We start from the raw sequence: 12,995 nt of genomic DNA, 5'->3' as shown, positions 1-12,995 counted from the left end.
ACCATGAAATGCACGAGAGAACGGGTGGTCTGTTTTTTTAATTGCTTGCAAGTCATTCGCCCGTTCCCCGTGATTTCTACCGTTCTGCTATTGAAGAGATGCACGACTTCGAATCATGGGAAGATCACTGTCATTTTCACGACCGGCGTGATTACGTGGGTTTGGTGGCGTACTGTATGGACGAAGTGAAGCGTTCGCCAACCGACCTCTACGCCGCCGAGCGTTTGCTACAGGCATACGTATTGAACGGCAACTACAAAGATGCAATCGATTTTGGGGCGACATTGGAACGTGATCACCCCGGCGCGGGGATGTTCTCGCATCACATTCTGGACGCATTGTTTGCACTCGGACAAACGGAAGCTGATTTCGACTGGGCCGAGCCGCCAGGCATCGTACGGCTCGATCATGGCGTCTCGGATGACTGCTACGCATTTCTCCGCAGAAAACGCAAACCTCGAACACTGTCTGATTTCCACACCGACCTTTGGCTGCACGATTACGTAGCATTCTCGGATGAGGAACTGTTACACTATCTGCAGCGGGACAAGCGATTCGTCGTGAACGGTGACTCGCCGGTGAGCGCGGAGATCTCCGTCGCTCGCAAACGCAAGAAAGCAGAACAATGAAATGCCCGCGAGGACGGGAGTCGCGGTTTTTGGTCTGCTTGCGAGTCGTTCGCCCGTCCCGCGTGATTTCCACCGTTCTGTGACTGAGGTTCCGTTGTTTGACGCAATTGAAAGCCATGACATCGCGGCGTTGGTCGCGCACCTCGATCGTGGGGGCGATCCCAATCTGACTCATCCGAACGATCGTAACTGGACCATTCTAAATTCCGCCATTGACGAATTGACCGAAGGCGGTTCGATCGAAGCGGTGAAAACGCTGATCTTTCGCGGAGCACGTGTTGACGCCAATAATGACAGAAACGATGGTGCCCCATTAATCGTAGCCGCCGCCCTGGATTTAGCTAGTGTCGCGAAACTGCTATTAGTGGCAAACGCAAACCCCAATGTGCGGGATTCGGAAGGCGATTCTCCACTACGTGTGAGCGTTGAAAACGGTTGCCTTCCAATGGCCCGCACGCTGCTCTCGCACGGTGCGACGAAAACAATCAATGAATGGGGAGGTTTCAGTGCGATGACCGCACTAGGACGTGCTGCTTGGAAGGAGGATTTAGAAATGGTAAACTTGTTGCTTGAATTTGGCGCTGATTTAAATGCATTAGATGGCGACTATCGGAAAGCGGCTGAACGAATGACTCGTCCAACTACGGGCGGTCGTTCACACAGAATCAGGCTGTTGTTGAGTGTAGACGCGAACTGATTTCACAGAACCAAGCGGTGAACGTGCGGACTGGCAAGGCCTGCTTGACTAGCGGGTGTGAATCCCGCCTGGGTAAACGCTAGCCACGTGCCCAGTATCGAGTGTTGCAGCGGCTGTATAAGACCTTTGGTCGAAGTCGCCGCTTCCGCGTGCACCTAAAGTTAGTGAGGATGGAGCGATCGTAGGTGGCCATGCAACGTTGAATGGATTTTGGGGTTGCCCCGAAATTTTGTACCTGTTGGATCCTGCCCAAGGTTTGTGCATACCTGAAGGCAACATCGTTTGCAGGATTATTGGCAAGTTGCAAGGGAAGACCCGGGGTCGGCGGCCCATTCGCACTACACATTAAGTCAAGCAGGCAACCAGTGAGACCCTGATGTTCTTGCTCGCTCGGCGACCTCCAGTCGCAAGCGAGCGAGTATGTCTTAGGAGTGGAATAAGCGACGAAGACAAATGACATTCAGGGAGTCGGATGACCGAATAGTACTGCAGAAGCTTGAAAACCAATCAAGTGGAATGAAGCCGGGTAATGCTGGTGAAGGGAAGGCGGTCAGGATTTCACGCGATGCCGTTTGGGCACCGACCGTACTCAGTGACGGACTCTCGGTGATCCCCCTGTTGTATTGCAGTTTTGCTTTTGAGATAGGAGTTCAGTAGCACACGACGTTGTTTCGTCCACGCGTACACCTCCGCGTGGCTTAGAGGCAATCGAATGTGACCTGCCTGTCTTCGAGAACGATACCAGGTGAAGTCTGGGAGCCGGATGCTAGAAAGTGGCACGTCCGGATCTGAGAGGGGCCGGAGGTCAATGCGGCGAAGTTGGGGTTTTGGCACACCGCATCGAGAAATCGGTGGTAAGCGGTGAACTAAAGCACTAACCTAAACTAAAGAGACCCCGGTCTACTCGCCACGGAGCACGGCTTGCGAGTTTTCACATATGGAAAGTCGTCGCTCCGTGCCCGGTGACGGTTGCCGTTATCGAACCGAAATCCGACGAACGTATTTGCCTCCAGCGTTTTCTTTCTCTTGCTAGCTCGAATGCCGCCATCGTATCCCTGCCCAAACTGTTCCGCACCACGATCTGCCTGGGACGCTAGCTGTGATTCATGTGGCTATCCAAAGCACCTTCGCGATTCCGCTGAACCATCCAATTGTGATCGCCCTGCAGCGTCGTTGCAGTTTCATTTACGTACTATCTTTGCAGCTGTCACCATCGCCGCAGCGGTGTTCGCAATCCTACGTGCAGTCGGATACGACGGGCTTGGGTTTGCGATCGAGGTCGGCGCCGCGTTTGTTCCGCTGGTTCATCTGGTTCGTACATTCCACAAGAACCCAATAGCGTGACTAGTTCATTCAATGTTCACGATCTTCGACGGATGGCCCGACGAGGAACATTCGCTCGGACCTACTTGATCGGCTATGCTATTGTAACCGTATCCGTTGAATTGGTTGCCAGTTACCTGCACCTCTAAATATCCGATAACCAAACAATGGTACAGAGCGGTGGTGGTCACAGGTTTGGCCTGCTTGCATGTCAACTCCCGTCGCCCGCTGATCCCAAACGTTCGCCGACCGAATTAAAATGATAATTGTCGTTGCAAAAGTTCTCTTGGTCATTGTCTTTTCGATCGGGATGATTGCGGTACCAGTTTGCGTCTTGATTAACATCGCCACCTTTTTCTTGATGCGCAAGGAATCAACGCTCATGCACAGTAGACCCTCTGGTCCCATGAACCATGTCCATCGCTGGGTTTGGTTTAACAGCAGTTTTTTGACGGACACTGACACGCTATCCGAATTGGGGAGAACTTACCGGCGATGGTATGTCGGATCGGCACTTGTTGTTTTGCTCGTGCCTTTTTTGGTGTTTACGTTGGCTTATATCTCTGGTTGGCGACCAAGTTGATTGTGGATTGCTTGTCTATAATGAAGGCGAACCATGAAATGTATACGAGATCGCCATGTCGCCTCCACTGATCGATCGTCTAGGGGGCGATCTCCGTGATTTCCAACGTGCGCCGACAGGCTGTATGAGGCCGATTGTTCGGACCGCGACTAACCAAGCTGGACGCTGATTTACGTGCCGTTTGTACTCGAGATCGTCATCCCCTCGCCACTTGAACCGCTTGAACGCGGCGAACTGTACGACCTTCCACTCTGCGACATTTTTGATGACTTGGAGGATGGTGATGTCGTCGCCGGGGGAACCTACGCCGTGCCTGGGATGATAGAGGGTTGTCACGTTGTGTTTGAGACTTCCGATGTCAACCGCATCATGCCGCACATACTGACTTTGCTCGCATCAGCAAACGCACCGACCGGCACCGTGGTTCGTCAACTTGAACCGGACCAAATTGACTTGCATGTCGTTCGCTGATTCGCTTTTCAGCTTCCCGTGCGCAGGATCGATTGCGATTCGATTTGATGTCGGTAAATGCGATTGCTATATTTCATGTAACGTCGATTGCAGTGGCAGGCGCGAACCCGCTGCAATGCGGCGAACAATCCGATGCAACTGAGAGGCGAAGTCGGACGTTTTTAAATGGATGATCAACCGTTGCCGCCGGCTGATCGGTAACGTCGACTTGCTAGAGGCCTGTAAATGAAAGACCGATTTCCCACGATCGCGATTACAGCGATCGTTTGCTTGCCGTTGGGTATCTTGTTAGGGGGGCTAATTCGCTCTAGCCAAAGTTACAGCTATCAAACGCTGGATTCTCCAGTTGGGTCAGGCCGCGGATTTGGGCATTTGACAGGGTTCTTTAGGGATGACGCCGCGTGGCGTGGCGGTGTATCCAAAACCGACAGTCGTAGCAAACCTGAATGGTTCGCGTTTTACAATCGTGATGGCAAGAGAGAAGGACCTGTTATTCACTACTGGCCTGAAGGAAACATATAGCAATATAACCAATTATCGAAACGGTGAAATCCACGGCCAGTACGTGGCATTTTCTAGAAACGGTAACTTGGAGTCGATGGGATACTACGATGGCGGTGAACTCGTTGAAGAGAGCAACTTCCGCAATCTGAAACCGTCGTCAGCTGTAAATGAGTTCTTCGCGAATGTTGAAAGGGCTAATCTAGAGTTTGATGAACAATCCATTACTGAGTTTTTGCGAGATCTCCCCGAAGATTCCCTTTTGAAAAAAACGATTGAGTAATTTGCTGAACCCACACAGCATGAAGCATCAAACCGAATTGTCGAATAACAATGCCGTGCAAGTGCGGACTGGCAAGGTCTGCTTGACTAGCGGGTGTGAACCTCGCCTGGGTAAACGCTAGCCACGTGCCCAGTATCGATTGTTGCGGCGGCTGTATAAGACCTTTGGTCGAAGTCGCCGCTTCCGCGTGCACCTAAAGTTAATGAGGATGGAGCGATCGTAGGTGGCCATGCAACGTTGAATGGATTTTGGGGTTGCCCCGAAATTTTGTACCTGTTGGATCCTGCCCAAGGTTTGTGCATACCTGAAGGCAACATCGTTTGCAGGATTATTGGCAAGTTGCAAGGGAAGGCCCGGGGTCGGCGGCCCATTCGCACTACACATTAAGCCAAGCAGGCAACCAGTGAGACCCTGATGTCCTTGGACGACCCATGAAGGCCAATCATGATCGACCGAGTATGTCTTAGGAGTGGAATAAGCGACGAAGGCAAATGACATTCAGGGAGTCGGATGACCAAATAGTACCGCAGAAGCTTGAAAACCAATCCAGTGGAATGAAGCTGGGTAATGCTGGTGAAGGGAAGGCGGTCAGGTTTTCACGCGATGCCGTTTGGGCACCGGCCGTACTCAGTGACGGACTCTCGGTGATCCCACGGTTGTATCGCAGTTTTGATTTTGAGATGGGAGTTCAGTAGCATCCGACGTTGTTTCGTCCACGCGTACACCTCCGCGTGGCTTCGAGGCAATCGAATGTGACCTGCCTGTCTTCGAGAACGATACCAGGTGAAGTCTGGGAGCCGGATGCTAGAAAGTGGCACGTCCGGATCTGAGAGGGGCCGGAGGTCAATGCGGCGAAGTTGGGGTTTTGGCACACCGCATCGAGAAATCGGTGGTAAACGGTGAACTAAAGCACTAACCTAAATCAAAGAGACCCCGGTCTACTCGCCCGGAGAACGGCTTGCAAGGTTTTGCAAATGGAAAGCCAACTGTCCGTTCCCGGTTACGGCGGACGTTCTGGCTGGCAAGTATGTAACCCGAACACAAATCGTGATCATCAATGCGACTTGCCCGACCGACCAAACTCGAATGGCTCGCCATCGGTGTTGTTCTCGCCGTTATCGTGGCGCTAATACCGCCAAGGCCTCATCACCGGGAAACGCGACTTGAGTCGTGTCACTTGTGTGGAAACTGCCGCCGGATTGTTCGCGAGTTTCGATGGTGGCAATTCTCGTCAGAGACAACGGAACCTATTGAGACATTTCCGGTAGCGGAAGATCATGAACATGATTGGTGGCAATACGCGAGCTACTACATCTCGTACAACATGAAATCTGCTGGCGGATCGCCAATTCGTTATCAAGACGGTCGCAGCGTGTGGACGCCAACGACGGGTTCCGAATAATGAATATGGTACATTGATGCACATCGCGGCCGATGGTGGGTCTGTGTCTGCCACACAAATGCCAGAACAGTGGCATGCACCGGAGGACGGGTTGCGGTGTTTGCTGGAATGGGTGATCAACTATCCGTCCCCCGTGATGTCTGCCGTTATTCGACTGACCGATTTGTAAAACTACATGGCCAAACGCTTTCAATTCCGCATATCTTCTCTTATTTCCCTGACAGTAATTGTCGCAATGGCGATCGTGATCTTCACAACGAGACAGGAGGTTTCGCGACTGAGAAACAGCCTCAGTCAAGTCGATCTCACCGCAATGCCGATTTCACCTGACGCCGTCGTCACTGAGGTGCATCGTCATATCGCGGATCATCCACTGCCTTGCAAAGTTACCGATGTTCGGTATTCCGAAACGGATGACACGTTTCGTGTACACTTTATGTGGACTGACCCAGTCGACAAGAAAGACTGGGGATCTAACTTCGAGCTCAAGGGCGACGGCTACGGAACATATGCTGGCTGCATACGAAATACGAAATTCCTTGCTCCTATTCACCCGCCACGCTACACTCCACCGCTCAAAGATAGTGACGGTATGTGGATTGAAGTTTCAACGCCCTCTGTGATTCACAACGGCGGATAACCAGAGAATTGCACGTGAGATCGCGAGTAAGATTAATTGGTTGTTAGAACATCCCCAGCGCGACCCACGTGAATGCCAACGTTACCCGACCTAAGAATGACGAATCCCTACTCGCCGCCGAATTCTCGAATTGATGAGCATCGAGAGGTGTCGCGCTACGGGATGGTGTCGCTTGGGCTGTGTGTTTTTGGTGCTCTCCTGACACTGCCGGAATTGTGGTCGAATGCGCTTCATCCACTCGACAATCCGATCGGTAACGTAATGGGCATCGCGATCATCGTCACGACGGGACTTGCCGCATACGCCGAATGGTTTCCCGGAACACGCATCGCTCGACTCGCAGTGTATGCACTGTGGGTTCTTGCCGTTGTGGCTTCGGTTGTCATTGTTCGCTTTGTCACCTCGTTCGTGCCGGTCCTGACACAGTCGTGGGCGGTCGAGAATCCAGGCGTTATCATGGGGGTTGTTTTCTCGCTTTCCTCGTTCCTGTACATTGGGCTCTTGTGCCGGCGACGGGTGATTTCTCGGCTTGCGGCAAATCGCGGGTAACTAAGCGATGAACGCGGAGTGGCCGGTAGCGCGTTTACAAATGGAAGATTAACCGCGGCCACCCGGTTGTCGCAATCGTTCTGTGACAAAGATGATCCATGCGTAAAACGACACTAGCGCTCAACTTGATCGTCGTCGCTTTCTTCATCTGCTTCCTTGCTTACATGTTTGTCGCCCGACAGCACCTCGACTCTCTTGCTCGCGATTTCGTAACCGAGAAGACGCTCGACTATTCCAAGCCTGTCGTGGACGTGGCTGACGAGGCACTCGATTCACCACTGGTCAAGAAACTCCTATCGGATGACCAAGAGACTGCCATCCGCCGTGAGATTGCGGACTATCAAAGCGATCCCAGTGTTTACATTGCCGACCTTACCCGGCAGCAGCTACGCGATGCTCCGGCGGCAAACGCGAACCCACTGAACGAAAGGGGCGCTGCAATCAAAAACAAGATACGGACATTTTACGACAATACTCTGAACGCCTTGATCGCTGACCTTCGCATATTCTCAGTCTCAAATCTGATTGCTGGGTTGATCGCCTTTGGCTTGTCATATCGTTCTTCATCCGACATACGGAAACCGATCGTGTGGTTTTCCTTCCTGATGTTTGTTGCCGTGCTGTACTGCTCGTATCTGTACGTCGATGATCTCACGTTTTTCCGCATCCTGTTTCGCACGCACATGGGTTGGTGGTATGCTGCACTCTTGTGCGTCATGATTGTCGCCCTCTATTTAGACTACGGTCGCCACGACAAAGGCACAGAACCAAGCGTTGAACGCGAGCGGGCGATCACGCCGGTCTTGAAGTCATAATCCAACGCGCCCGCCGCGTTAACGCCACCGTTCCCCGACAAGACTCCATCAACACGCAATCCGACGTGGAACTGAAAAACCCGATAGCCGCATACACTGCGAACGGCAATCTCGAAGCGCACGCAATTGTGACTTGGCTTGAATCGAACGGCATTCGGGCCTACGCGGTGGAGGACAACTCCGGCGTTAGCCTTTTCGCCTTCGGTACGATTAGCCAATTCCACAAACCGCAGGTGTTCGTGGACAAATCCGATATCGATCGTGCTGGTGACTTTCTTCGGCAATTTGAATTACAACGAGATCAACGCTGCAAGGAACTCGACGACTCGCCTCCTATCGTATCGGAGTGCGAGGAATGCGGAGTTGCCAGCGAGTTTCCCGCGTCTCAGAACGGCACGACCCAAAACTGCCCGAAATGCACCGCATTCATGGACGTTGGGACCAGCGAATGGCCAGATGACTTCGACTTCGGCGACGCTGAATCGGATACTGAATTGTCCGATAACGTGGATGATGCGATTGCCGCCGCATCGAAGCTTGAAAGGGTGGGAGACTGGGATGATGCTATCGAAGCGTTTCGCGAGGCTGCCGATCGGTGGCCCGATCATGCGGAATACATTGGCAATTGCATCGCGGAAATTGAACGCAAACGGGATGCGACTCGGTAACGAGGCGGGGAACCATGTGTTGCAAGTGCGGACTGGCAAGGTCTGCTTGACTAGCGGGTGTGAACCCCGCCTGGGTAAACGCTAGCCACGTGCCCAGTATCGAGTGTTGCAGCGGCTGTATAAGACCTTTGGTCGAAGTCGCCGCTTCCGCGTGCACCTAAAGTTAGTGAGGATGGAGCGATCGTAGGTGGCCATGCAACGTTGAATGGATTTTGGGGTTGCCCCGAAATTTTGTACCTGTTGGATCCTGCCCAAGGTTTGTTCACGCCTGAAGGCAACATCGTTTGCAGGATTATTGGCAAGTTGCAAGGGAAGACCCGGGGTCGGCGGCCCATTCGCACTACACATTAAGCCAAGCAGGCAACCAGTGAGACCCTGATGTTCTTGCTCGCTCGGCGACCTCCAGTCGCAAGCGACCGGGTATGTCTTAGGAGTGGAATAAGCGACGAAGACAAATGACATTCAGGGAGTCGGATGACCGAATAGTACCGCAGAAGCTTGAAGACCAATCAAGTGGAATGAAGCCGGGTAATGCTGGTGAAGGGAAGGCGGTCAGGATTTCACGCGATGCAGTTTGGGCACCGACCGTACTCAGTGACGGACTCTCGGTGATCCCCCAGTGGTATCGCAGTTTCGCTTTTGAGATAGGAGTTCAGTAGCACACGACGTTGTTTCGTCCACGCGTACACCTCCGCGTGGCTTAGAGGCAATCGAATGTGACCTGCCTGTCTTCGAGAACGATACCAGGTGAAGTCTGGGAGCCGGATGCTAGAAAGTGGCACGTCCGGATCTGAGAGGGGCCGGAGGTCAATGCGACGAAGTTGGGGGTTTGGCACACCGCATCGAGAAATCGGTGGTAAACGGTGAACTAAAGCACTAACCTAAACCAAAGAGACCCCGGTCTACTCGCCCGGAGCAAGGCTTGCAAGCGTTTTGACGATGGACAATCAACTTTCCCGGCCCGCTGAACCGTACCGTTCTGCTGTGATGGAGAAGTCCTTGGCACAACTGAATCACACGTTCGCGTGCGTGATACTCACCTCTATCGCGTGGGGCACAATTGGATGCGACCGCATCGCGAAGATAAGTGATCGGAATGTGCTGGTGGACGAAGATGCCAACGCAATGAACGCTCCTGTTTTGGGCATTCGGCCCTCGCAATTCATTTCGAACGGCCATGGATTCCCGTACCACGCGGACCAGCGCGACAAAGAACTTCTCAGCACGCTTGTGTGCGTCACTGTCCAAATCGAATCAAGTGCTCCACCTTCTAGTGGCAATCTTGGAAGTTGCAACGTTAATGTAATTAGAGTGCACAATGCCGCCGATAGCGGAATCCGAATCGGAAATCGGTTCTTGCTTCCCATTCAGGTACACTATCGAGTTGGACACCAATTCAGGCTATACGGAGAATATCACTACGAGATCCCCGGCAGTTCTGCGTGGTACTACCCGGCGCACAATTGTGCCTCCATATTCGGTAAAAAGAAGGCAGAACCATGACATGCACGGGAGGACGGCTTGCACGGTTTCTGAAGTGGAAAGTATTCCGTCCGTCCCCCGTAATGTCCGCCGTTCTTGCCGGCTGGTGCGCCTTCCATGCTGGCAACCAATACTCTCGGTGATTGATCGGTTCTTTCGGCCCAGCGTCCCTTGCCGCTTGCGTGGTAGCCTAAGTTTGTAGGGCAGTCATTGTTCGCATCTGACTAGAGCAACGTGGCGCATCCATTCGCGAAATTAGCGTTATTAGCGGGCAATGTTGCGCGCATGTTTTTGCCCGCGAATAACGCTAATCTACGCGAATGATAGGGATCGTGATGCGAGTTCGACCTTGATGTGTGTTGTCGCTGGTCCACTACTAGGTATCGATTCTTGTTGATCGGCTCCGTTTCGGACCGTATGTGCAGGGCATGCAATATCAAAGCGATTGACGATTCATTCGTTGTGCATTAAGACCGTCGCAAGAACCGGGGGCGCACCTAAGCGGCGGCGTCGATTGGGGAAAGCAATATCGCCGATCGCCGTCCTGTCACCACCAACGTTTGTAGGGTGAAGGATTCTTTCAGCGGCAACGTCTTGGTCAGGGCAAATGGTTGACACGGTCGGTTTCGGGTTGGCCGCGTCTTCATTGATGGCAGTGCTCCCATTGCTGCCGCGAATTGTTACCGGGTTCAGACACGAGGCGCGCTTCCGATGAGTCGTTGTCGTCGTCCTTACTTTCGCGTGTTTCGCATCTTTCGCGGTTGTCATTTTTTCTGGTAGTGCGGATTAGTGTGCAGTCATTTTTCAACCGCGAAAAAGACGAAATAGGCGAAAAGGACAATTCCCGTGCGGGATTATGTGCGGACGGATTTGGCACGTGGTAGTGCGTTCGGGAAACTCACGACAACGGTTTGGGGCCATGGTCGCGATTTCGCGATTTCGCCGTTTCAAAATGCCAACGAACCAACGAACCAACGAACCAGCCGAAGCACGCGGAGTCCTCGCGTGTCGCTTGGACAATGGTTGTATAAACGCGGCGACCGGGTGACTGCTAACTTTCGTTGGATGAAGAATTCTTCTGAGTCGTTGTCGTCGTCCTTACTTTCGCGTATTTCGCATCTTTCGCGGTTGTCATTCTTTCTGGGAATGCGGATTCGTGTGCAGTCATTTTTCAACCGCGAAAAAGACGAAATAGGCGAAAAGGACGGGATCATGTACGGACAGAATTGGCACGTGGTGGTGCGTTCGGGAAACTCACTGTAGCGGTTTGGGGCCATGGCCGCATTCTCGCAACTTCCAAACGCCAACGAACCAACCGAAGCACGTCGAGTCCCCGAGTGTCGCCTGTGCAATGGTTGTACAAACGCTCGGACCGGATGAGCGATGGCGTTCGCCGCCTAAACTAAAGAGACCCCGGTCTACTCGCCACAGCTTGCGCGGTTTTTGAAATGGAAAGTCGTTTCTCCGTGCCAGTGACGGCTGCCATTGAAGCCGTCGCGTTTGCTGGCCGGCTCCGTTCGGCTAGATGCAGGCACCAAAAAGGAGACTGCCATGGCGGATTCACCATTCCCTGTGCGTGATACATTGACCGAAATCGCTCGATTACTTCCGACTGACGCTTCGTTGGAAGACGCTCAGTATCACCTCTATGTTCGACAGCAGATTGAAGCCGGACTGGTTGACGAGAACGCTGGGCGACTTATCGATACAGACGAAATCCGGAGACGTCTTGCTGCACATAAACGTGCAAGAGAAAATCGCGGCTGATGGATATCCGATGGACCGAAAAAGCCTCTTCCGACGCTCTTGGTATCTTCGACTATGTCGCGGCTCAGTCTCTCGCATACGCAGAATCCGTTTACGAACGAATTCTCGAACGGCCCGGACAGCTCACCGTTCATCCCAACTCTGGATCCGTCGTGCCCGAATTTGGGCGTGACGATATTCATGAATGTTTTTGTCTATTCGTTTCGACTAATCTATCGAATCGCGAGAGACGAAATCCGCGTATTGACTGTCATCCGCGGCAGCCGAATACTGGTTCCTGAGATGCTTGGAGAGGAAGAACAGTGAAATGCACTCGAGGGCGGGAGTAGCGTTTACTGTTCTGCCTGCAAGTCGTTCGCCCATCCCACGTGATTCCACCGTTCTTGCCGGTTGGTGCGCCTTCCATGCTGGCAATCAATACGCTCGGTGAGCGATCGGTTCTTTCGGCCCAGCGTCCCTTGCAGCTTTCGTGGTAGCCTAAGTTTGTAGACCAGCCATTGTTCGTATCTGACTAGAGCAACCTGGCGCATCCATTCGCGAAATTAGCGTTATTCGCGGGCAAAAACACTCGCGCAACATTGCCCGCTAATAACGCTAATCTACGCGAATGATAGGGCTCGTGATGCTCAGTCGACCTTGATGTGTGTTGCCGCTGCTCCACGACTCGGTATCGATTCTTGTTGTTCGGCTCCATTTCGGCCAGCATGTTAAGGGCATGCAAAATCGCTCGCTGATTTGCTGCTTAATGGAAACGCGGTTCCTCGGTCCGAGCCGCGGGACGCAACCCACATCGCGATTGCCGCCGTGAACGGGAGCGAATTGTTGGCAACATGGAACTTCAAGCATATACTTAATCCTGCCACGCAGCACCTAATTGACGCGATCTGTCGAAACGCGGGCTACGAGCCGGCGACGATTTGCACCCCCGAACAACTGCTGGAGGCGTTCGATGATTCCTGACCCGACCGCTGAAATCAAGCGTATCCGCCATCAACTTGGGGCGGATGATGGTTTTGACCTTGACCGTATTTTTGCTCGGATTCGTCGTGTACAGGCCGAGTCTGGGCGTACGTGCATTCGCCGACCGTCACGCAAGCCGTCAAACCATGCGATGCGACGGAGCGGCAGTGACGACATTTCTGCAAGTGGTGAGTCAACTCCCGCCGCCCGCTGATCGCCACCGTT

The 12,995-nt window shown here is 53.0% G+C and carries 14 protein-coding genes and 1 pseudogene; 14 read left to right on the top strand and 1 reads right to left on the bottom strand.

Annotated features, from left to right (window positions below; all coding sequences use genetic code 11):
* Window positions 1-98: 98 nt before the first annotated feature.
* From FF011L_RS18195 to FF011L_RS18160, 10 genes are all read left to right on the top strand, one after another.
* Window positions 99-629, top strand: coding sequence for a hypothetical protein (locus FF011L_RS18195; RefSeq protein ID WP_145353052.1), 531 nt, complete (start codon window positions 99-101; stop codon window positions 627-629).
* Between the two features lie 94 nt (window positions 630-723).
* Complete coding sequence (locus tag FF011L_RS18190; RefSeq protein WP_218932719.1) at window positions 724-1,326, top strand: ankyrin repeat domain-containing protein; 603 nt, start codon at window positions 724-726, stop codon at window positions 1,324-1,326.
* A gap of 2,080 nt (window positions 1,327-3,406) precedes the next feature.
* The gene (locus FF011L_RS18185) at window positions 3,407-3,703 is read left to right on the top strand and encodes a hypothetical protein (RefSeq protein WP_145353047.1); all 297 of its coding nucleotides are present in this window, start codon (window positions 3,407-3,409) and stop codon (window positions 3,701-3,703) included.
* Window positions 3,704-4,094: 391 nt separating this feature from the next.
* Entirely contained in the window at window positions 4,095-4,487 is a 393-nt protein-coding gene (locus tag FF011L_RS18180; protein WP_145353045.1) for a toxin-antitoxin system YwqK family antitoxin, read from the top strand.
* A gap of 554 nt (window positions 4,488-5,041) precedes the next feature.
* Complete coding sequence (locus FF011L_RS26455) at window positions 5,042-5,182, top strand: hypothetical protein (RefSeq protein WP_218932718.1); 141 nt, start codon at window positions 5,042-5,044, stop codon at window positions 5,180-5,182.
* Window positions 5,183-5,932: 750 nt separating this feature from the next.
* On the top strand, window positions 5,933-6,058 hold the full coding sequence (locus tag FF011L_RS27090; RefSeq protein ID WP_261342548.1) for a hypothetical protein: 126 nt from the start codon (window positions 5,933-5,935) through the stop codon (window positions 6,056-6,058).
* Window positions 6,059-6,064: 6 nt separating this feature from the next.
* Window positions 6,065-6,529 carry a hypothetical protein gene (locus FF011L_RS18175; protein ID WP_145353043.1) on the top strand — a complete coding sequence of 155 codons (465 nt, stop codon included), beginning with the start codon at window positions 6,065-6,067 and terminating at the stop codon, window positions 6,527-6,529.
* 96 nt (window positions 6,530-6,625) lie between these two features.
* Entirely contained in the window at window positions 6,626-7,078 is a 453-nt protein-coding gene (locus FF011L_RS18170; RefSeq protein WP_145353041.1) for a hypothetical protein, read from the top strand.
* A 98-nt stretch (window positions 7,079-7,176) separates the two neighbouring features.
* A complete protein-coding gene (locus FF011L_RS18165) occupies window positions 7,177-7,893 on the top strand; it encodes a hypothetical protein (protein WP_145353039.1) in 717 nt (238 codons plus the stop codon).
* 65 nt (window positions 7,894-7,958) lie between these two features.
* Window positions 7,959-8,561, top strand: a complete 603-nt coding sequence (locus FF011L_RS18160) for a putative signal transducing protein (RefSeq protein WP_246109491.1) — start codon at window positions 7,959-7,961, stop codon at window positions 8,559-8,561.
* Window positions 8,562-10,496: 1,935 nt separating this feature from the next.
* Here the strand turns inward: FF011L_RS18160 and FF011L_RS26450 are convergent.
* Window positions 10,497-10,661, bottom strand: a complete 165-nt coding sequence (locus FF011L_RS26450; protein ID WP_218932717.1) for a hypothetical protein — start codon at window positions 10,659-10,661, stop codon at window positions 10,497-10,499.
* Window positions 10,662-11,594: 933 nt separating this feature from the next.
* Here FF011L_RS26450 and FF011L_RS18155 point away from each other — a divergent pair.
* The 4 genes and pseudogenes from FF011L_RS18155 to FF011L_RS18145 all read left to right on the top strand — a co-directional run bounded on the left by FF011L_RS18155 (window position 11,595) and on the right by FF011L_RS18145 (window position 12,984).
* On the top strand, window positions 11,595-11,810 hold the full coding sequence (locus FF011L_RS18155; protein ID WP_145353035.1) for an SET domain-containing protein: 216 nt from the start codon (window positions 11,595-11,597) through the stop codon (window positions 11,808-11,810).
* A pseudogene (locus FF011L_RS27270) lies at window positions 11,810-11,938 on the top strand (hypothetical protein); the annotation flags it as partial. The gene FF011L_RS18155 and the pseudogene FF011L_RS27270, both read left to right, overlap by 1 nt.
* A gap of 52 nt (window positions 11,939-11,990) precedes the next feature.
* Window positions 11,991-12,116, top strand: coding sequence for a hypothetical protein (locus tag FF011L_RS27085; RefSeq protein ID WP_261342547.1), 126 nt, complete (start codon window positions 11,991-11,993; stop codon window positions 12,114-12,116).
* A gap of 643 nt (window positions 12,117-12,759) precedes the next feature.
* Window positions 12,760-12,984, top strand: coding sequence for a hypothetical protein (locus tag FF011L_RS18145; RefSeq protein WP_145353031.1), 225 nt, complete (start codon window positions 12,760-12,762; stop codon window positions 12,982-12,984).
* Window positions 12,985-12,995 lie beyond the last annotated feature (11 nt).

Origin of the sequence: Roseimaritima multifibrata (assembly GCF_007741495.1) — a bacterium.
GTDB lineage: Bacteria > Planctomycetota > Planctomycetia > Pirellulales > Pirellulaceae > Roseimaritima > Roseimaritima multifibrata.
This window is presented reverse-complemented; position numbering and strand designations above follow the sequence as displayed.